Consider the following 20,063-nt stretch of genomic DNA (forward strand, 5'->3'; position numbering starts at 1 on the left):
TTGCACCAAACCCGTGGGCGTCGTATCGGCCTGTGTCATGACCGAGCTTATTTATCGCATCGCTGATCCGGCGGCTTTGGCCGCGGCTTCCCTCGCCGGCGCTTATGAAGGCGAAGCCCATGACAAGGCTGACGGCTTCATCCACGCCTCGTCGCTGGACCAGCTCGCGGACACGCTGCAGCTGCACTATGCCGACGCGGAACGTCTGGCGGTGGCCGAGATCGATACCGCAGCCTTGGGCGAGACGCTGAAATGGGAAAACTCCCGCGGCGGCGCCTTGTTCCCTCACATCTATGGCGACATCCCGTTCAGCGCGATCACCGGCATTCACTTGCTGCAACGTGATGAGCGCGGCGGCTGGCGTCTGCCTTCGGAGTTGACCCGATGAGTGACGCCCTCGCCAAACTGCTCACCCTGCTGCCGGCCGAGACGGCGCACCGCACGGCCTTGATGGGTCTGAAGGCCGGGTTCGGCCCCAAGTCGCGCTCGACCGCCGACCCGGTATTGAAAACCGCACTGGCGGGTATGGAGTTGAGCCATCCGGTCGGGCTCGCCGCCGGGTTCGACAAGAACGCCGAGGCGCCGGACGCCTTGCTCAACGCCGGCTTCGCCTTTGTGGAAGTGGGCGCCGTGACGCCTCGCCCGCAGCATGGCAATCCGCAGCCGCGCCTGTTTCGCCTGCGCGAAGACAAGGCGGTCATCAACCGCATGGGCTTTAACAATGAGGGCCTGGAAGCGGTCAAAGCTCGGCTCGAAGCGCGCCAGGACAGTCCCTCAAAAGTGATGGGGGCTGTGGGCGTCAATCTGGGCGCCAACAAGGATTCTGAAGACCGGGCGAATGACTATGCGGTTCTTCTAAAGGCGCTGTCGGGGCTGGCGGACTTCTTCACCGTCAATATTTCCTCGCCCAATACGCCGGGTCTGCGCACGCTGCAAAGCGGGGATGCGCTGGACGAGCTATTGAAGCGGGTCAATGACGCGCGCTGGGCGGAACCGGTGTTCTTGAAAGTCGCGCCTGATCTGGTCGAGGCCGATATCGACGCCATCGTCAAAGCGGTTCAGGTTCACGCCCTGTCCGGCCTGATCGTCTCCAACACCACGCTGGAACGTCCTGACAGCCTGAAAAGCGCCCATAAGGGCGAGGCGGGCGGTCTTTCTGGCTTGCCGCTCAAGACGCGCTCCACCGAGGTTCTGCGCCAGTTCCGTCAACGCACCGGACCGGACCTGCCCATCATCGGCGTGGGCGGGATTGACGGGCCGGAAGCGGCTTATGCCAAGATCCGCGCCGGCGCAAACGCCGTTCAGCTCTACACAGCCCTGGTGTATCAGGGGCCGGGATTGGCGCTGAAAATCCGCGACGGTCTGGCGGCGCTGTTGAAAGCGGACGGGTTCGAGCATGTGTCAGAGGCGGTGGGCGTCGACGTCTAGGTCATAAAGCTGCGCTTGAGGCCCGGCCAGCCAACCATCAAGGTTCCGGCCCGGGCCACATAATACGCCAGAAAGGCCAGCCAGAGCCCGTGAGCGCCGAAGGCCGGCCGCAGCACCGCGTCGAGCGCCAGGTAAATCACCAGTGCTGCGATCATGGCGTTGCGCATGAGCGGGCCTCGGGTGGCGCCGATCATCAACCCGTCCAATTGCCAGCTGGGCATGCCCAGGAGCGGTGTCAGCGCGCACCAGATCAGGAAACTGCGGGCAGTGGCGCGCGTGGCCTCGTCAGTGGTCATCATCATGATGAACTGATCGCCCAGCAGCAAAAAGCCGAGGCTGAGCGCGATCGAAAAACCCAGCGCCAGCTCGCTGGTCAGCCGGAAGGCGCGTAACAGGCGTTTCCAGTCCTTCGCCCCGGCTGCGCGGCCGGTCTCGGCTTCGGTCACATGGGCGAAAGCGTCGAGGAAAAAGGCGCAGATCGAGATATACTGCATCAAAATGGCGTTGCCCGCCAGAACGTCCGCCCCCTCGCGCAGGCTGGCGATGTTAAACCAGGTGAACCCGGCCAAGAGCGCCATCGTGCGCAGGAAGATGTCGCGATTGACCGAAAGCAGACGGCGTATGGCGGCCCCGTCAAAGAGTGCGCTGGCGGGCGCCGCGCCGCGATTGCGCAAGATCATGACAATAAGACCGCCCGCCGCCAGAAGATGCAGCCATTGCGCTGCGGCGCTGGCTGCGCCGACGCCGGCCACGCCCATGTCAAAGCCGAGTACAAACAACACGGACAAGCCGGCGTTGGTGATGTTCAGCACCGCCTGCAAGATCAAAGCGCGTCCGGTGAGCCCTAAACCGATCAGCCAGCCATAGACTGCGAATCCGGCGAAAGCGGCCGGCGCCCCCCATAACCGGGCGTCGACATAGGCCCGGCCGAGCGTCTCCACATCATCGGGGCTGTCAAACAGGGCGAAGGCGCCAGCCTTGAGCGGCCATTGCGCGAGCAGCAAGACCAGACCGATGGCGACGCCGACCAGTCCGGCGCGCCACAGCACGGCGCGTACTTCGCCTTCATCCTCGCGTCCGTCAGCCTGGGCGGTGAGGGCGGTCGCGCCCATGCGCAGAAAGGCGACGGACCAGAAAAAGACGTTGAACACCAACCCGCCCAGCGCCACGGCGGCGATGGCCTGAGTGTCCGCAGTGCGTCCAATCACGGCCAAATCGACCAGCCCCACCAGAGGCGAGGCGATGTTTGCGCCCATTATGGGCAGCGCGCGCAGAAACACGTGCTTTCGGCTGAGGGGCGGCGCCGTCATTCAGGCTGGATAACGGCTCAGAGCGTGGGTGGCGAGCGGCAAATCAGTCTGACAACGCGTCGCCCAGAGCATCACCTGAGTCCCAGGCGAATTCAGCGCGCGGCCCCAATCGCCAGTCGCCTGCGCATCCCAATGTCCCGCTGGGATCAAGGGCGAAGGGCGTGCCTGGCGCCTCGGTGACCAGCGCATAACGCCAGCGATGCGCCTGGCTCCAGACCGGCAGGGGCAGTCCGAAGCGGACAAACGCTTCCTCGGTTAGGGCGCGGGCGACGGTGTCCGGATCGTTTTCCAGAAACGCCTCTGACCAATCCGGCGACGCATGCAGCACCCAGGAGTCAGGGCCTGTCTGGCCGGGGTGAGAGGTCATACGCGCCATCCAGCGCAGCGCACCGCCCAGAAGCTTTGCGCCGTCAAAGCCGATATCCGTCTCGGCCTCCGGCACCGTCATCACCGCCCAGCATGGCGAGAGTTTCGCCGCTAGCGCTTCTGCAATCATGGTGGAGAAATCGCCGTCGCTGCGCGCCAGAAACTCGATCAGTTGTTCAGGCGGCAGGGTCAGGACCACTTTGTGGAACGGGCCTTCAGTATCCCCGTTTTCAAAATGGACGAGCCAGGCGCCGCCCTCTCCGCTGACCTTGACGGCGCGGCGAGCAAACTGGACGTCCATGCCGGTCAGGGCGGTTTTTACAATCGCGTTCATGCCCGGGACGCCAACCCAGCGCGTCTTGTCCCGCAGGGCCTCTGCATTGCCGCCCCGGTCGATCGAGACTGTCCGGGCGTTCCACAGATCAGCGGCGCCAGCCTTGTGCGCCTCGGTCAGCAAAGCGTTGAAGCTTTCCCCCGTCGAGGTCAGGAATTGCGCCCCATGATCAAAACTGACATCGCCCTGCGGCGTGCTGGCCCGGCGCGTGGACATGCGCCCGCCTGGCCCTCGCCCCTTGTCAAACAGGACGACGTCCAGCCCGCGGGCGGACAGGGCTCTGGCTGCGGCTGCGCCAGCCAATCCGGCGCCGATCACTGCTGCGCTGTGCCTGGCCACCTGTCATCCTCTTTGCTGCGAACTAGCTTGATGATTGTTATGGATCAGAAAAGTTCAAAACCCAGTGAATCCAAATCCGATGATGCAGTCACACCTGCAGCTGTCGAGGTCTTTTATGACGGCGGATGTCCGCTCTGCCGAGCGGAGATTGGATATTATCAACGATCTGGGGCGGATGCTCTGTTCACGGACGTGACCCAGGACGGCGCATCGCCGCCGGGCGTCAGCTGCGCGCAAGCGCTCAAGCGCTTTCATGTGCGGGACTCCCAGGGGCGGCTCAGGTCCGGCGCGGCGGCTTTCGCGGCGCTCTGGCGAGTCACGCCCGGCTGGAGGTGGCTGGGGATCATCGGCGGCTTGCCGCCTTTCGTCTGGATCGGCGAGGGGGCTTACCAGCTGTTTCTTCCTATTCGGCCCGTTTTGCAGAAGCTTGCGCGACGATGGAGCAGGGCGGACATCACATGAAAGGCCCGGCCCCGCGCGCCAAAAAATCCCAATTGCCCGAGAAGATGTGTCCGGTTTGCAAGCGCCCCTTCACCTGGCGAAAGAAGTGGGAGCGCAATTGGGAGAGTGTGAAGTATTGCTCCAGACGATGCGCTTCAAATCGCCGGTCGGTATGATGTCCTTCGCATGACATAAGTCTCATTTACCCGTCAGCGTACGGTTAGGTCAGGCAATCTAGGGTCAACCTTACGGACTGAAGAGACCCGCTCCGAAGAGAGCGGTCCACGTCCGAAGGTCGAACTTAGGAGAATGGTCATGTCTACGCTTTCTGTCTTGCTCGTCAGTCTGGCTGGGCTCGCACTCACCCCCGCCTCGGAACTCCCCGCCGAAGACACTGTGACCCAGAGTCGAGCTGTGAACTTCGCAAACGAACAATTGCTCTCGGATGAAGGGGTTGAGGCCATTCGTCAGCAGATCGCATATTCCGCTCGCAGGGTGTGCACCGAACCGGGCAATCTCAATTCATACATAAGCCGTGAAGCCCGCGCCTGCGCCCGGACTGCGTACGAACAGGGGCTCGAACAGCTTGAAATCAAAGTCGCTGAGGTTCGCGCCTCCCACCGTTACTATGCCCAAAGCGCAACTGAGTCCGAGCAAGAGGTCCAATAAGTCTCACTCGACGCTCAGCTCCCGGAACAACAGCCTGCAATGCTCACGAGGCTGTTCCCCTGGCCTCTCTCCGCACCACGGAGGGAGGCCTTTTTCAGCGCTGTTGCGCTTTCACCCCTGACGAGAACCGCCATGCATTTTTGCAAGGCGGCACTGCGCGGAAGCGGGCGCAAGTGTCATATCCGCGTAGCAAACCGCGGGCAGATTGCCCGCAGCCGGATGCACCGGCCTGGTTGGTATTGAGCTGCCGCAAGAGTAGTTCGCTAATGAACAAAAGGATCTCCCCCATGCGTTTCATCGCTGTCGCCCTGATTGCCGCCGCCGCCCTGACCGGCGCTGCATCCGCCACTGAAACCACCAAATCTGTCGAGATCGACTTCCGCGCGTCTGACCTGACCAATGTCGAGCGTCTGGAGACGCTGCGTGAGCGTATTCGCAGCGCCGCTGTGACTGTTTGCGACGTTTATGAAGCCCGCACCCTGACCGAGCGCCGCATGGCGCGCGACTGCATGATCGAAGCCCAGCGCCAAGGCGAGTCCCAGCTCAACATCGCTGTCGCTCGCGTGAACGGCGTGATCGAAATGGCTGCGGAAGTCCGCTAAAGCCGCTACGTCTGACTGATGATTAGAAAACCCCGCAGGCGCGCCTGCGGGGTTTTTTGTTGTGGGTGCGAATGCGCGGTGCTTGGGCTAGCCGCTCGCCTTCACCGGCTTGATCAGGAAATGCCCGTGCAGATTGGCGATCGGTGCGGCGCGGCGGTCTTGCCAGGCGTCCACGCGGACATTGGCCACGCGGGAGCCTTGGCGGGTGATGGAGGCGCGGGCGTATACGTCCTGTGGTTTGCCGGGGCGCAGATAATCAACAGCGACATCAATGGGTTTGGGAAGACCGGCGAGCTCGGTGAAAGCCAGAAGCCCCGCCGAGGCCGTGATCTCCATAAAGGCGCCGATCGCGCCGCCATGAAGCGCCGGGATCAGCGGATTGCCGATCAGCCATTCGTCATAAGGCAGGATCGCAGTCAGCTCGTCGCCATGATCGTCAAAGCGCACGCCCATGCGGCTCACATATGGGCTCGACTGGAGTTTCAGCAATCGCTCGTTCATGAGACTGCGCCTCTGGCTTTTGAAGCTGCAGCCTGTTGATCGAAATCGGCTTTGGCCCGCTCCGCAGCGGCCTGGCTGACCTTACTCACCATAAAAGCGGCATGGGCGGTCGCAACGGGATCGTCCGTGTCGCCGTCATGGGCGAAAGCGCTGACAAAGGCGATCAGGCCGGACACCTTGATGGTCTTGGCGACGGCGATCACGTCATGGCCGGGCTTGGCGGGGCGCATGTAATCGAGCCGTAAATCCAGCGTAGCGACGGCTTGGTCCCCGCCGAGCCCGGCGAACGCGGCGGTGCCGCAGGCATGGTCCAGCAAAGCCGTGACCACTCCGCCGTGCATGACGCCGGTGTCCGGATCGCCGATGGAGGCCTCTTCATAGGGCGCACGGATCACCGCTTCACCCGGGCTGACGCTCACCAGTTTCAGGCCCAGCGCCATGGCATGGGGGCTGCCATCGACCAGCAAGCCGGCCAGCGTGTCGAGTTTGTCTTGTAAAGGGTCGCTCATACGCCCGCTTGTAATCGGATGCGGCGGGGCTTTCCAGCCCGATCAGTCGCGCACCTTGCGCCGCACCAGCGTTTCCAGGCCTTTCACGACCTCGAGGCGAGTATTCATGGGCTCGCCTTGCATATCTGCAAGACGCCCCAGGGAGGCGCGGTGCAGCTGAATGATCTCGCGCTCACGTTCGCCGAGCGCCTCGACGCTGGACAGAAACCGCTCCAGCGAGCGGCCAATTCGGGCGGAGAGTTCATCGCCCTTACGCAGCATGTTGAAGATAATGGACTGGGCCTGCGCCCGGGCCGCCTGCAGTGGCGACGTCAGCCCGGCCGCCACATCCATATCGCGTTTGAACGTGCCGGCTCGGTCTTCACCCCGGACCCGGCGGTCCGGGCCGTTGTAATTGAGTGTTTTCACAAAGGGGCGGGGACGCTGGGTGATCTCAGTCAGGCGTTCAGTGACGGCGCGCGGAGAGATCGGCCGCAGCGCCAAAGTGTCGGCGCCGGCGTCGCGCGCCGCTTCGATATCCAACAGCGTGTTCTTGGTGGACAGGATCATGGCCGGGGTGCGGTTGGCGACGGTTCTGGTCCGGCGCAGCTTGCGAACAGTCGTTGCGGCGTCCAGACGTTCATCGCGCCAGTCGACCAGCATGACCGAATGGTCTGCATTTTCAGCAAACCAAACCGCAGAATCCGGCGTGGTGCAGGTTTGAATGCGTTCCGCGCCCGCATAGCGCAGGATGTCTACAGTCAGGCGGCGTGAGAAGGGCGTTGGGTCACAGACGATAATGGCGCGCTGGCGCCAGTCCAGGGCCTCGCCGGACTTCTCGTCCTCAAAATCGATATCCAGTTCCGCCGCCACGTATTCCCCCTCACAGACTCATGTACATAGGTCTAGAGGGAAAAAGTGGATATTGTCTTATGAATTCGTGGGTTAGTCTTACCGGCGGGTAAACGCCCGGATCAGGTGAACCGCCAGCCAGATCGGCAGAACGATCACCGCGCCCAGGAAGAAATACCGCAAGGCCCACCGCACCGACGCGCCAATGGAGTCAAAGAAGGACGCCCAGGCCTCGCCCACGGTGTGGAAGAAATCCACCCACAGATCCGCCGGATCGACACGGAACACCGCGAGGACCAGGCCCACCAGCACACACAGGAGAAAGACGACCATGAGGTCGGCGAACCGTACGCTCAGAACACGGTGCACCAGCGAATGGCGCTCTGAGGTCTTTGGAGTTTGTTCACTCATGATCGTCTGTGTCTCATGCAATTAGGGCGTAAACGCGGCGATCATCCCTGTTTTTGGATTTCCACCTGATGGGGGTAGGGGATTTCGATCTCGTTGGTGTCGAACGCGATCTTGACCTTCTTGTTCATGTCAAAATGCAGCCCCCAATAGTCCGTCGCCTTGCACCAGGCGCGCACCACATAATCGACGCTGGAGGCGCCATGGGCTTTGACTTCCACAAACAGGGCCGGTTCCGCCAGCACGCGGCTGTCCGCTTCGAACGTGTCGCGCAGCACGCCGATCACCTTGTCGATGTCATCATCATAACCTGCCGAGAACACAAAGTCGCAGCGACGTGTGGGGTAGGCGGAATAATTGGTGATCACATCACCCCAGGACTGACCGTTGGGGATGATGATCTGACGGTTATCGGGGGTGTTAAGCTCGGTGTAGAACAAGGTGATGTCCTTGACCGATCCTGCAACGCCCGCAACCTCGACATAATCGCCGATTTTGTACGGGCGGAAGAAGATGATCATCACGCCCGCCGCCACATTGGACAGCGTGCCCTGAAGCGCGAGACCAATGGCGAGCGAGGCGGCGCCGAGCACGGCGACCATGGAGGTAGTCTGAACCCCGAAACGGGTCAGAACTGCGATAATCACGATCGCCAGCACCAGATATTTGGCGATGGACGAGAAAAAACTCGCCAGGGTCCGGTCCATTTTCGGATTACGGTCCGGGATGGAGCGGATGGTGCGGCCAATCGCGCCTGCAATCATGAAGCCCACGATCAGGATGATCGCGGCCATGGCCACATTCATGGCCATCTGCAGACCGATTGTGGTCAGGTATTCCTGAGCCCGCTGAAGATCAAAGGCGGAAGTATCCATGAAAGGCGTCCCCAATAAGTCAGCTCAACGTCTTAGATTGAGCCTTGGATATCATTGTTTCGCCGAGGGTGTGAGGGGCTTGGGGAGCATTTTCACAACTGTGTCGAGCGTGTCCGCCTCGCCCGCGGGCTTGTCCCATCTGATGCGGTGAATGCGCGGAAAGCGCATGGCGACGCCGGATTTATGCCGCGGCGAACGATTAAGCCCTTCAAACGCGATCTCCAGCACCAGTCCGAAATCAGGGCGGGCGGTGACAGAGCGCACAGGGCCAAAGCGTTCGATGGTGTTGTCGCGAACGAATTTGTCGAGCTTTTTCAATTCGTCGTCGGTGAACCCGAAATAGGCCTTGCCGACCGGCGTCAGAACGTGCTCGCCGTCGTCTTGGCGCCAGACGCCGAAGGTGAAGTCTGAATAGAAGCTCGACCGTTTGCCATGGCCGCGCTGGGCGTACATCAAAACGGCGTCGATCAGAAACGGGTCGCGTTTGTATTTCCACCACGGACCTTTAGGGCGTCCTGAAAGATAGGGACTGTCCTTGCGTTTGATCATCACGCCTTCAGCCTGACGGTGGGGTGGATCAGCCCGCAGGGCGTCCAGCTGGGACCAGTCCTTGAACGCCACGCATTCTGAAAGATCGATCCGCTCCGAGCTGCACTGACTGATGAGGCTCTCAAGGCGTTTGCGACGGTCGGTCAAAGGCAAGCTGCGAAGATCGTCTTCTTTGTCGACTAATATGTCATAGGCGCGAATAAAGCCGGGCAATCGGGCCATCATGGCCTTGGACACGGTCTTGCGGTTCAGCCTCTGCTGGAGGTCGGAAAACGGCGCCACCTGTCCGTCTTCGGTGCGGATCAAGAGTTCACCGTCGATCGCGCCCTCAAAGTCGAGCGCGGCCAGCACGTCTGGAAAAGTGTGGGAGATGTCATCGCCCGTACGGGTGTAGAGCCGTCGCACGCCCGCTTCGCTGACGGCCTGAATGCGGATGCCATCCCATTTGTATTCAGCTAGAAAGTCTTCGGGGTCCAGGCGCTCAAAAGCGCCGTCATCCACCGGATGCGCCAGCATGACGGGTCGGAAGGGCGCCCTGGCGGCGTTGACGGGTTTGTCCGCCTCGCCGTCGAGCCACGCGAACAGGCTTTCATAGGGCGGCTCCAGCCCGTGCCACAGCTCTTCAATTTCGGTGACGTCCACATCGCCGAATTGCGCCAGCGCGGTTTTCGCCAGACGCGCCGAAACACCGACGCGCAGCCCGCCGGTGACGAGCTTGAGCAACGCCCATCGGCTCTGCGCGTCCAGCGCATCCAGCCAGCCCTCGATCAAAGCGGGGGCGCCCGCGCGGCTCACAGTGCTCAGTCCGTCGATGACCTCGACCAGGTCGGGCGGACGGTTCGCGCCATGCTTTTGCGGCCAGATCAGCGCGGCGGTTTCGGCCAGATCGCCCACATAGTCGTAAGACAGCTCGAACAGTACAGGATCAACGCGTTCGCTCACGAGGCTGCGGATCGCTGCGGCCTTGGCGGTCTTGAAGTCCAGCGCCCCGGTCAGCGCCGCCAGCGCATAGCCGCGGTCAGGGTCCGGCGTGCTTGAGAAATGATCCGCCAGAAGCCGCAGTTTGCCATTGCGTTGGGGGGTGTAGGACAGGCGGTCCAGAAGAGTGGCGAAGCGTTCCATGCCTTGATCATATAGGCGCGGGGCGTGGATTTGCCGCCTGCAGCATGAATCCGCTGTGATAACCGCATCCACTTTGGGTTTTCGTTTGCTTCGAGGCCCTGTATCCCTGTTTGCAATGGAAAGTTTTGCGGCGCGCTCAGCGTAAAGAGCCGCTGTGGTGATGGGGAGCATCATGAGCGAACAAGGGCGCGACAGCGCGCAAATTGAACACCAGACCGGGTTTCTGGGGCTGATTGAGCGAACGGGCAATCGCCTGCCGGACCCGGCTTTTCTGTTTTTGTATCTGATCATCGCCATGGTGGTCATCTCGGTGATCGCCGCGATGATCGGCCTGTCCGCCATCCACCCCACCCAGACCAATCCCGATGGCAGCGCAGTGATCGTCAATGCGCGCAGCGTGCTCAATTCTGAAAGCCTGCAGCATCTCCTGGTGGAAATGCCGGACATTTTCACGGGCTTCCACCCGCTGGGCTATGTGCTGGTGGTGATGCTGGGCGCCGGCGTCGCCGAGCGTGCGGGCCTCTTCGGCACGGCCATGCGCGCGGCCGTGCGCGATGTCCCGAAAATGCTGCTCACCCCGGCGGTGGCGCTGGTGGCGATGATGGGCAATCTGGCGGCTGACGCGGCCTATGTGGTGCTGATCCCGCTGGCGGGCGTCATTTTCGCCGCCGCCGGACGACACCCGATCGCTGGCATCACCGCCGCTTTCGCCGGGGTGTCGGGCGGCTTCTCCGCGAACCTTCTGCCCGGCCAGCTCGATGCGCTCCTGTTCGGCGTCACCGAAGCGTCTGTGATTGCGTTGGTGCCGGACTGGACCATGAACATTGTCGGCAACTGGTACTTTATCGCCGCGATGACCTTTGTCTTCATGCCGGTGATCTGGTTTGTCACCGACCGTATTGTTGAACCGCGCCTGGGTCCGTGGACAGGCGGCGCCTCGACCGCGGCTCAGGAGGGCGAGGAGGATCCCGATGCGCCGCTGACGGACGGTCAGAAAAAAGGCATGTGGCGCGCGCTCTGGGCGGTGCTGGTGGTGTGCTTCGTCTGGTTGTTGATGGCGGTCGATCTGGTCGCGCTCCTCAGCTTTGGCGCGTTCTCGATGTATGGCGGTGATGTGCCGCTTCTGAACGAAGCCGCGCTGGAGGCGGGGCAGGGCGTCGCCATCGCCATGGTGCCCTTCTTCCAGTCGCTGGTGGCGGGTTTCATGATCCTCTTCCTGCTGGCGGGCGTCGCCTATGGCCAGGCCGCCGGTACGGTGAAAAGCCATCGCGACGTGGTTTCGATGATGGCCGAAGCCATGAAGGATATGGGCTATTACCTCGTGCTCGCCTTTTTCGCGGCCTACTTCGTGGAGATGTTCAACCAGTCGAGCCTGGGCATCATCACCGCGGTGAACGGCGCGAACGCGATCGAGCAATCTGGCCTGCCCCTGCCGATCGTCCTGGGCATGATCGTGCTGTTCTCGGCAGTGCTGAACCTGTTTGTGGGCTCGGCCAGCGCCAAATGGGCGCTGATGGCGCCGGTGCTGGTGCCGATGCTGATGCTCTTGGGCGTCAGCCCGGAAATGGCCACGGCGGCCTATCGCGTCGGTGACGGCTCCACCAACATCATTACGCCGCTGATGGTCTATTTCCCTCTGGTGCTGATCTTCTGCCGCCGATGGGTGGACAGCTTCGGCATCGGGTCCCTGACGGCGAGCATGCTGCCCTATTCGATCTGGCTTCTGATCTCGGGCATCATCATGACCATGGCCTGGGTGTTCCTCGGCCTGCCCTTGGGGCCGGGCGCGACGGTGGAATACGTCCTGCCGGTCGCCAACTAATCAGATACGCGCCGGGGGCCTCGCCCCCGGCGTTTTCATGACAAAGCGGAGGCGTTCATGCCTGTCATCTTGCACCATCTCGAGCTGTCTCGCTCCGAGCGGATCATCTGGCTTCTCGAGGAGCTGAACGCGCCGTATGAGCTCAAGCGCTATAAGCGCGATCCGCAAATCCGCCTTGCGCCGCCTGAACTTGCCGAGAAGCATCCCTTGGGCAAAGCGCCGCTCTTGGAGCTTGAGGACGGTGCGGTGATCGCGGAAACCGGCGCCATCGCGCAGTACCTGCTCGATACGTTTGATCCGGACCACGCCCTGCACCCGGCGCCGGGAACGCCGGGGCGGCTGAAATTTCTTGAATGGATGCATGCGTCTGAAGGCGCGGTTTTCCTGCCTTTCCTGATGAGCACCTATTGCGAAGCGACGGGGCTGAAGGAGTCGCTGCTCGATCAGTTCATGGAAGGCGAACGCGCCAAGGCCTTCGCCCATATCGAGCGTCATCTCAGCCAGAATGACTATTTCGCAGGCGAATTATTTAGTGCGGCGGATTGTCTGATGGGCTTTCAGCTCGACGCCATCGCCAAGCGTGGCGGTGTGAAAGACGGCTCAGCGCTCAAGGCCTGGCTCGATCGGGTGCAGCAGCGCGACGCCTATAAAGCCATGCGGAAGGTGACGGCGGAGGATTAAACCCTCATCGCCTCGGCGATCAGGTCTTCGCTGGCGTCTTCCAGAATGGCGTCCATGGCTTCGCCATGCCGGATGGGCTCGCGTCCCACTTCCAGCATGACCGTGACCGCCAGCGGGCTGATCTGATCGAGATGCACCGCCTCCACATGGCCCGCCACGCGCACCAGCGCATCTGACAGGCGGCGCACATCCAGAAGCCCCGCCGCCGCGTCCGCCCAGGCGGCCTGCATCAGGATGTGATCAGGCTCGTGATCGCGCAGCACATTGTAGATGAGGTCGGCGGAGAACGTGACCTGCCGACCCGTCTTCTCCTGCCCCGGAAAGCGCCGCTCGATCAGCCCGGCGATCAGGGCGCAGTTTCGAAACGTGCGTTTCATCAGATCGCTCTCGGCCAGCCAGGCGTCGAGATCATCGCCCATCATGTCTTCTGAAAACAGCGCGCTCATATCCACGTCAGAGAGGTCCTTGCGGCCCCAGACCGCCAGCGCATATTCGTTCGCCACAAAGCCCAAAGGCTGTTTGCCGAGCCGTTCAAGCCGCCGTGTGACCAGCATGCCCAGCGTCTGGTGCGCCAACCGTCCTTCAAACGGATAGCAGACCAGCCAGCTCTTTCCGGCCCGCGGGAAGGTCTCAACGAGCAGGCTATCGGGCGCGGGCAGTTTTGATTTGCGCTTCTGGATCTCCAGCCAGTCACGCACCTGAGCGGGCAACAGCGCCCAGCGGTCGGGGTTATGCACCAGCTCGCGCACGCGAGCGGCGAGATAGGTGGAATAGGGGAATTTGCCGCCTTCAAAGCTGGGGATTTTCGGATCTTCCGCGCTTGATCGGCTGACCAGGCAATCGCCGCCGCTCACCCCTTCAAAGCTCAGGATTTGCCCGGCGAACATGAAGGTGTCGCCGGGGCTGAGCTGATCGGTGAACCATTCCTCGACCTGGCCCAGCATTTTGCCGCCCATCAGGGTCGAGCCCTGAGTCCCGCCTGCGCTGGACACTTCGCCGGGCCGCACCAGCCCCTGATGACCGCGCCCATGCCGGGGCTTTGACGCGCCGGTCCTGCGCGCCAGACGCACATTGAGCATGGGCGCTTCGATAATGGTGCCCACATTCATGCGGTGACGCTGGGCCACATCGCGGTTACGCGCGCGCCAGAGCCCGTCGCGGGTCTTCACCAGACGCTTGAAGCGGTCATAACTCCCCAGCGCATAACCGCCATCGGCGATGAAAGTCAGAACCTTGTCAAAGGTCGCGCGGTCCAATTCGGCATAGGGCGCGGCGGCGGTGATTTCGCTATAGAGCGCGTCGGCGTCGAACGGATCACCGCAAGCGCGGCCCATCACATGCTGGGCCAGAACATCGAGCGCGCCGGCTTTCAGCGGGTCGCCGTCCAGCGCGCCCGCCAAGACCGCCTCGCGGGCGCAGGCGCATTCGAGATGCTCGAACCGGTTTGTGGGAACCAGCATGGCGCGGCTCGACGCATCCAGCCGGTGATTGGCGCGACCCAGGCGCTGCAGCAAGCGCGATGTGCCCTTGGGCGCGCCCATCTGAATCACCAGGTCCACATCTCCCCAATCAATCCCCAGATCGAGAGTGGAGGTGCAGACCACGGCTTTCAGAACGCCTGCGCCCATAGCCGCCTCCACCTTGCGGCGCTGCTCGACGGACAGCGAGCCATGATGAAGGGCAATGGGCAGATTGTCGTCATTGATCGACCAGAGTTCCTGAAACACCATTTCAGCTTGCGCGCGGGTGTTCACAAAGATCAGGGCCGTCCCCGCGCCTTTGATTTGCGCATAGACATCGCCCATGGCGTGGCGGCCCGAATGGCCAGACCAGGGGATGCGCTCATCGGGCGTCATCACTTCGACCTCGGGCGCGGCGCCGGCGCTGCCGCGGACGATGCGGGCGAAGCGGGTGTCTTCGCCTGCGCGTTGCGCTGTCAGCCACCGCGCATGCCCCATCTCGTCCTTCACCGTGGCGGACAGGCCCACCCGGCGCATGCTCGGCGCATAGTGCTGAAGCGTTGCAAGGCCTAGCGCCAGAAGGTCGCCGCGCTTGGCCGGGGCCAGGGCGTGCACCTCGTCAATGATGATGCATTGCAGGTCTTCAAAGAACGCGCTGGCGTTTTCCTGGGCGCAAAACAGCGCGATCTGTTCGGGCGTCGTCAGCAAGATGTCAGGCGGCTTGGCGCGCTGGCGTGTGCGTTTGGAGGCAGGCGTGTCGCCGGTGCGGGTCTCGACCCGCAGATTGAGCCCCATCTCCTCGATTGGCGTCATCAGATTGCGCGCCACATCCTGGCTCAGCGCTTTCAGCGGACTGACATAAAGCGTGTGCAGGCGATAGGGCCGGTCCTTGCCGCCGGTGTCTGCGATCTCAGCCAGATCCATCAGGCTGGGCAGGAAACCACCCAGCGTCTTGCCGCCACCGGTCGGTGCGATCAAAAGCGCGTCCTGGCCTGCTTGTGCGGCGGCGACCATTTCGCGCTGATGCGCGCGCGGCGTCCAGCCCCGGCGTTCAAACCAGGCTTCGAACCGATCAGGCAGGGCGGGCAGACGGGCGTGCTTCATCCGCGAAAGAGATAGCATGGGCCGGGACGAGGCACAGTCTTTCCTCTGCGCGTGTCTGGCCCTAGTCTCCTGCGCAACACAATAAGCTTTGAGGAGACGCCCGATGCGTGCAGCCCTGTTCGCCTTCGTATCCGTTCTGGCCCTGACCGCGTGTGGTCAACCGGCCGCCGAACCCGAAGCGAGCTCGCAGTCCGGAATGGTCGGCGAAGACGCCCGCATGATCGCTGCACCGATCTATCCAGAGACGGCCACGGTCGAGCAGGTGGATGTCTATGCGTCTGCGGCCGAGGGCGAAGTGGCGGTGTCTGACCCGTATCGCTGGCTGGAACAGGATGTGCGCGTTTCTGAAGACGTGGCGAACTGGGTGACCGCGCAGACCGAAACCACCAACGCCTATCTCGACCAGCTGCCCGGCCGTGAGCGCATCGCGGCGCGCCTGGCCGAGCTGTGGAATTATGAGCGGTATGGCTTGCCGACCACGCGCGAGACCGCGGACGGGCTGCGCTATTTCTTCTCGCGCAATGACGGACTGCAGGACCAGTCGGTGTTCATGGTTCAGGACGGGCTGGACGGCGAAGCGCGGCCGCTGATCGACCCCAATGAGTGGGCGGCGGATGGCACGACGGCGCTCGCCGGAACCGTGCCGAGCCCGGATGGAACGAAACTCGCCTATCTGATCGCGGATGGCGGATCGGACTGGCGCTCGATCCGGGTTCTGGATGTGGAGACCGGCGAACAGCTGTCTGACGAGATCGAATGGGTGAAATTCTCACCCTTGAGCTGGGCCAAGGATGGCTCGGGCTTTTACTATTCGCGCTATCCGGCGCCGGAGGACGGCGAGGCCTTTACAGCGCTCAATCTCAACCAGGCGATCTACTTCCATACGCTGGGAACCGATCAGAGCGAGGATGTTCAGATCATGGCCGACGCGGACGCCCCCGAAGTGGGCTGGCGCGGCTTTGTCAGCGATGACGGACGCTATCTGATCATCAATTCCTCCACTGGCACGGACGGCAACGGCGTTCACATCCTCGACCTTGAGACGGAGGGCGCCGAGCCGGTCGAAATTTTTGCAGGCTTTGGCAACAATCATTCCTATGTGGGCAATCAGGGCGAGGCCTTCTTATTCCAGACCGATCTGGACGCGCCCAATGGCCGGATCGTGTCGGTCTCACTATCTGATCCCCAATCGCTGAGCGATGTGGTTCCTGAAGGCGACGGCCCGATCACCGGCGCGGACCATGTGGGCGGGCATTTGATCATTGAATCCCTGCGCGACGTGGCGAGCGCGGTCAGCGTCTACACGCTTGCGGGCGATTTTGTGCGCGAAGTTGAGCTTCCGGGACTGGGCGTGGCGTCCGGCTTTGGCGGGGATCGCGAGCGGACAGAAACCTTTTATGCCTATGAAAGCCTGAACCAGCCCGCGACACTGTATCGCTATGATGTGGTGACGGGCGAGAGCACGGTGTTTCGCGCGCCGGACCTGACCTTCAACCCGGACGATTATGTGGTCAGCCAGACTTTCTACGAGAGCACGGGCGGGGCGCGTATACCGCTGTTTGTCGCCCACCATCGCGATGTCGACCCGAACGGGTCGCGTCCGACCCTTGTTTATGGCTATGGCGGCTTTGCGATCACCCGCCGTCCGGATTTTGATGTCAGGCGCCTGCAATGGATGGAGATGGGCGGGGTATACGCCATCGCCAATCTGCGTGGCGGCTCGGCCTATGGCCGTGACTGGCATGACGCCGGGCGGCTGGCGAACAAGCAGAACGTCTTTGATGACTTCATCAATGCGGGCCATGCCTTGGTTGACATGGGCTGGACCAGCCCCGAGCACCTCGCCATCCATGGCCGCTCCAATGGCGGCCTGCTGGTCGGGGCGGTCGCCAATCAGGCGCCGGAGCTGTTCGCAGCAGCGCTTCCGGCTGTGGGCGTGATGGACATGCTGCGCTTCAACCAGTTCACGGCCGGCCGGTTCTGGGTGGATGATTATGGCAGCCCTCAAGACCCTGAGATGTTTGACATCCTCTATGGCTATTCGCCCTATCACAACATCCCGCAGACGGGGGAGTATCCCGCCACCCTGATCACTACCGCCGATACCGATGACCGTGTGGTGCCGGGCCATTCCTTCAAATACGCCGCCGCGCTTCAGGCAGCTCGGACAGGCGAGGCGCCGACCCTGATCCGCATCGAGACCCGCGCCGGGCATGGCGCAGGCACACCGGTGTCGAAACTGATTGAGGAAGCGGCGGACCGTTGGGCCTTCATCGCCTATCACACCGGGCTTGAGATCGAGGATTAGTGGCCTGCCAAAGAATGGCCGGAAAAACCCCGGAGCCTGGCTCCGGGGTTTTTTGTCTTCGGGGCCGACGCGAGCTAGGATGGAAACTCAGTGATTTAGAGTGAGGCCATTATGAACGACGCACAACACCTGGACCGTCTGGAAGCCCTGTTTGAGGCTTTGCGGTCCCAGCGTCCGCGTCCTGATAAACTGACGGCCTGGCTGTCCGCCTCCACCTTGCTCACGCGCGAGGACACGCCTGACGCGTTGGCCAGGACTGTGGGCGAGACACACGCTCAGTTGCGCGCCGAGCTAGGCTGGCGTTCGCCGACCGGTGTTCTGCGCTGGCTCTACGCTTCGATGCTCACCCAAGGCGATATTCCAGTGGAGCGCTTTCTGGCCGCCCGCGCAGCCTTGCGCGAGGGTGTGAGCGGATTCAAGCGGATGAGCCTTCATGCGGGCGGCGCTCGCGCCGCGCTGATGCTCTGCATCGGGTCAAAAGACGACACGCCGGTGGAGCGCTTCTTTGAGATGCGGCAGGCGTTGACGCCGCCCTGGTGGCGCGCCAATGCGGCGGTGACCGATACCTATGCCGCCATCCATGCGGCGCGTGGTGATGATCCGGCAGAGGTAAAGTCCGCTCGCACGGCCGCGGAAACCGTGTTTGAAGCGCACCCGCGCGCCCGGGGCCACCGCCGTGATGGCGCGAAGCTTTGCGCCCTGCTCGGAACGGACCCTCGGGAGGCGCTGGCGCGGTTCAAGGCCCTGGACGCTGCGCGGCAGACGCACAAACCCTTGCGGCGTTACGCTTTCCGCCAAAGCTATCTGCTATGGGCGGTTCAGGGGCTGACCGTAGAGGACGCGCTCGCCATCCATGAGGTGCGCGAGGCTTTGCCGCGTTCGGTCAGCTCGACGGGCGGGGCGCGCACCGCTCTGGCGCATCTGGTTCACACGGCGGGCCGGAACGGCGCTCAGGATGGTGCGCTCAGCGCGATGGACGCCGTCCTGGCGGCTCAGATGGCCATGATGGTGAGTGTGATTGCTGCGACCAGCGTTGTAACGACCACCAGCTCGAGCTCGGGCAGTTCAAGCTCTTAAGCATAGCGTGCGCAACTCTGTGACGCGTCATTAACCCGTCCTGAGCGAAGCTGATCAGGCGTCAGATGCTGACGCTATTCAGATCGCGTCCGTCCCCTTACGGGCGAGACCCCCTGTCTCGGGGTCAGATTGGTGAGACTAACCGCGCAATGCGCGGCCTGTGTCTGCGGGCGACTGGCTTTGGCACAGCCCGTATTCGAGCGGCGTCGCTTTCTCTCCCCCCTCGAGCGGCGCCGCTCACTGATCTGCAGGGCGATCTGTTTCCCGGCGGCCCTGGACACTCTATGTCATGCGCCATGATACGCCCTGATCAGCTTTTGAGAGAGACAGAGCGCGGCCTGTGGTGCGAACCGGGCGGGTTTTTCATTGACCCTATGCGTCCCGCCGAGCGGGCGCTGGTCACCCATGGGCATGCAGACCACGCCCGAGCGGGACATGAGCGTGTTCTGGCGACGCCTGAAACCCTCGCCATCATGGCGGCGCGCTATGGCGAGGCGTTCACGCCTGACCCGGCTTCCATCAAGTATGGCGAGCGGTTGAAGATCGGCGAGGTCGAGGTCAGCTTTCATCCTGCGGGGCATGTTCTGGGTAGCGCACAGATCCGTCTTGACTGGAAGGGCCTGGTGATCGGCGTATCGGGCGATTACAAACGCCGCCGTGATCCGACCTGCGCCGGGTTCGAGGTTTTTCCCGCCCATGTCTATGTGACCGAGGCGACGTTCGCCCTGCCGGTGTTCCGCCATCCTGATGATCGCGATGAAATCGCAAAGCTCCTCACGAGCGTGCGGCAGAATCCCGATCGCGCTCATTTGGTGGGCGCCTATGCGTTGGGCAAGGCGCAACGGGTGATCCGTCTTCTGAGAGAGGCGGGCTATGACGCACCGATCTACATTCATGGCGCGATGGAGCAGCTGTGCGCGCTGTATGAAGATCATGGCGTTGCGCTGGGGCCGCTTGAAAAGGCGACGGTCAAAGACGCCAGCGGCGCCAAGCAAGACTTCGCAGGGACAATCGTCATCGCGCCGCCATCGTCGTTTCAGACGGCGTGGGCGCGGCGCTTCCCCGATCCCGTCATCTGTTTCGCATCGGGTTGGATGCAAGTGCGCGCGCGGGCGCGGCAGCGCGGGGTCGAGCTGCCGTTGATCCTGTCCGACCATGCCGATTGGGACGAGCTGACCCAGACCATCCACGATGTGAACCCGGATGAGGTGTGGATCACCCATGGCCGCGATGACGCGCTGGCGCGCTGGGCCGAGCTTGAAGGCTATAAGGCGCGGCCCCTGTCTCTTGTGGGCTATGAAGACGAGGATGATTAGCGACTTGCCTC

General features: G+C 62.7%; 20 protein-coding genes. 11 read left to right on the top strand and 9 right to left on the bottom strand.

Translation table 11 applies throughout. The annotated features are described in order from the left end of the window. Window positions 1–37: 37 nt before the first annotated feature. Window positions 38–388 carry a DUF952 domain-containing protein gene (locus tag ACP154_RS08690; RefSeq protein WP_421859861.1) on the top strand — a complete coding sequence of 117 codons (351 nt, stop codon included), beginning with the start codon at window positions 38–40 and terminating at the stop codon, window positions 386–388. Continuing rightward, the gene (locus tag ACP154_RS08695; RefSeq protein WP_421859860.1) at window positions 385–1,428 is read left to right on the top strand and encodes a quinone-dependent dihydroorotate dehydrogenase; all 1,044 of its coding nucleotides are present in this window, start codon (window positions 385–387) and stop codon (window positions 1,426–1,428) included. Before ACP154_RS08690 ends, ACP154_RS08695 begins: the two co-directional genes overlap by 4 nt. Here ACP154_RS08695 and ACP154_RS08700 read toward each other — a convergent pair. Continuing rightward, window positions 1,425–2,738: an MATE family efflux transporter gene (locus ACP154_RS08700; protein WP_421859859.1), complete on the bottom strand. Its 1,314-nt coding sequence runs from the start codon at window positions 2,736–2,738 to the stop codon at window positions 1,425–1,427. The two genes, ACP154_RS08695 and ACP154_RS08700, sit on opposite strands and share 4 nt — an antisense overlap. A 43-nt stretch (window positions 2,739–2,781) precedes the next feature. Further along, window positions 2,782–3,777 carry an NAD(P)/FAD-dependent oxidoreductase gene (locus ACP154_RS08705; protein ID WP_421859858.1) on the bottom strand — a complete coding sequence of 332 codons (996 nt, stop codon included), beginning with the start codon at window positions 3,775–3,777 and terminating at the stop codon, window positions 2,782–2,784. A 39-nt stretch (window positions 3,778–3,816) separates the two neighbouring features. On the opposite strand from ACP154_RS08705, the gene ACP154_RS08710 reads away from it, so the two are divergent. From ACP154_RS08710 to ACP154_RS08725, 4 genes are all read left to right on the top strand, one after another. Continuing rightward, a complete protein-coding gene (locus tag ACP154_RS08710; protein ID WP_421859857.1) occupies window positions 3,817–4,239 on the top strand; it encodes a thiol-disulfide oxidoreductase DCC family protein in 423 nt (140 codons plus the stop codon). Beyond that, a complete protein-coding gene (locus ACP154_RS08715) occupies window positions 4,236–4,394 on the top strand; it encodes a DUF2256 domain-containing protein (RefSeq protein ID WP_107712611.1) in 159 nt (52 codons plus the stop codon). The genes ACP154_RS08710 and ACP154_RS08715 overlap by 4 nt, the downstream gene beginning before the upstream one ends. Window positions 4,395–4,533: 139 nt before the next feature. Then, window positions 4,534–4,887 (top strand): UrcA family protein, encoded by a 354-nt coding sequence (locus ACP154_RS08720; protein WP_158267875.1) that lies wholly within the window; start codon window positions 4,534–4,536, stop codon window positions 4,885–4,887. A gap of 287 nt (window positions 4,888–5,174) precedes the next feature. Next, window positions 5,175–5,489 (top strand): UrcA family protein, encoded by a 315-nt coding sequence (locus ACP154_RS08725; RefSeq protein WP_158267876.1) that lies wholly within the window; start codon window positions 5,175–5,177, stop codon window positions 5,487–5,489. A gap of 87 nt (window positions 5,490–5,576) precedes the next feature. Here the strand turns inward: ACP154_RS08725 and ACP154_RS08730 are convergent, their stop codons facing one another. The 6 genes from ACP154_RS08730 to ACP154_RS08755 all read right to left on the bottom strand — a co-directional run bounded on the left by ACP154_RS08730 (window position 5,577) and on the right by ACP154_RS08755 (window position 10,284). Beyond that, complete coding sequence (locus ACP154_RS08730; RefSeq protein ID WP_107712614.1) at window positions 5,577–5,990, bottom strand: PaaI family thioesterase; 414 nt, start codon at window positions 5,988–5,990, stop codon at window positions 5,577–5,579. After that, window positions 5,987–6,499 carry a PaaI family thioesterase gene (locus ACP154_RS08735; RefSeq protein WP_421859856.1) on the bottom strand — a complete coding sequence of 171 codons (513 nt, stop codon included), beginning with the start codon at window positions 6,497–6,499 and terminating at the stop codon, window positions 5,987–5,989. Before ACP154_RS08735 ends, ACP154_RS08730 begins: the two co-directional genes overlap by 4 nt. 42 nt (window positions 6,500–6,541) lie before the next feature. Beyond that, window positions 6,542–7,351, bottom strand: a complete 810-nt coding sequence (locus ACP154_RS08740) for a response regulator (protein ID WP_421859855.1) — start codon at window positions 7,349–7,351, stop codon at window positions 6,542–6,544. Window positions 7,352–7,429: 78 nt separating this feature from the next. Continuing rightward, window positions 7,430–7,741 carry a DUF6460 domain-containing protein gene (locus tag ACP154_RS08745; protein ID WP_107712617.1) on the bottom strand — a complete coding sequence of 104 codons (312 nt, stop codon included), beginning with the start codon at window positions 7,739–7,741 and terminating at the stop codon, window positions 7,430–7,432. 41 nt (window positions 7,742–7,782) lie between these two features. Then, the gene (locus ACP154_RS08750) at window positions 7,783–8,613 is read right to left on the bottom strand and encodes a mechanosensitive ion channel family protein (protein ID WP_421859854.1); all 831 of its coding nucleotides are present in this window, start codon (window positions 8,611–8,613) and stop codon (window positions 7,783–7,785) included. 51 nt (window positions 8,614–8,664) lie between these two features. Next, entirely contained in the window at window positions 8,665–10,284 is a 1,620-nt protein-coding gene (locus ACP154_RS08755; RefSeq protein WP_421859852.1) for a cisplatin damage response ATP-dependent DNA ligase, read from the bottom strand. A 172-nt stretch (window positions 10,285–10,456) separates the two neighbouring features. Here ACP154_RS08755 and ACP154_RS08760 point away from each other — a divergent pair, with 172 nt between their 5' ends. After that, the gene (locus ACP154_RS08760) at window positions 10,457–12,106 is read left to right on the top strand and encodes an AbgT family transporter (RefSeq protein WP_421859850.1); all 1,650 of its coding nucleotides are present in this window, start codon (window positions 10,457–10,459) and stop codon (window positions 12,104–12,106) included. Window positions 12,107–12,163: 57 nt separating this feature from the next. Then, window positions 12,164–12,787, top strand: coding sequence for a glutathione S-transferase family protein (locus ACP154_RS08765; protein WP_421859848.1), 624 nt, complete (start codon window positions 12,164–12,166; stop codon window positions 12,785–12,787). On the opposite strand, the gene ACP154_RS08770 is transcribed toward ACP154_RS08765, so the two are convergent. Beyond that, complete coding sequence (locus ACP154_RS08770) at window positions 12,784–15,351, bottom strand: ligase-associated DNA damage response DEXH box helicase (protein WP_421859846.1); 2,568 nt, start codon at window positions 15,349–15,351, stop codon at window positions 12,784–12,786. The two genes, ACP154_RS08765 and ACP154_RS08770, sit on opposite strands and share 4 nt — an antisense overlap. Window positions 15,352–15,454: 103 nt before the next feature. On the opposite strand from ACP154_RS08770, the gene ACP154_RS08775 reads away from it, so the two are divergent. From ACP154_RS08775 to ACP154_RS08785, 3 genes are all read left to right on the top strand, one after another. Further along, window positions 15,455–17,659, top strand: a complete 2,205-nt coding sequence (locus tag ACP154_RS08775; RefSeq protein ID WP_421859845.1) for a prolyl oligopeptidase family serine peptidase — start codon at window positions 15,455–15,457, stop codon at window positions 17,657–17,659. A gap of 111 nt (window positions 17,660–17,770) precedes the next feature. Then, window positions 17,771–18,736, top strand: a complete 966-nt coding sequence (locus tag ACP154_RS08780) for a hypothetical protein (protein ID WP_421859843.1) — start codon at window positions 17,771–17,773, stop codon at window positions 18,734–18,736. A 296-nt stretch (window positions 18,737–19,032) separates the two neighbouring features. Beyond that, window positions 19,033–20,052 (top strand): ligase-associated DNA damage response exonuclease, encoded by a 1,020-nt coding sequence (locus ACP154_RS08785; protein ID WP_421859841.1) that lies wholly within the window; start codon window positions 19,033–19,035, stop codon window positions 20,050–20,052. Window positions 20,053–20,063: the final 11 nt, after the last annotated feature.

Origin of the sequence: Oceanicaulis sp. (assembly GCF_965249665.1) — a bacterium.
Lineage (GTDB): Bacteria > Pseudomonadota > Alphaproteobacteria > Caulobacterales > Maricaulaceae > Oceanicaulis.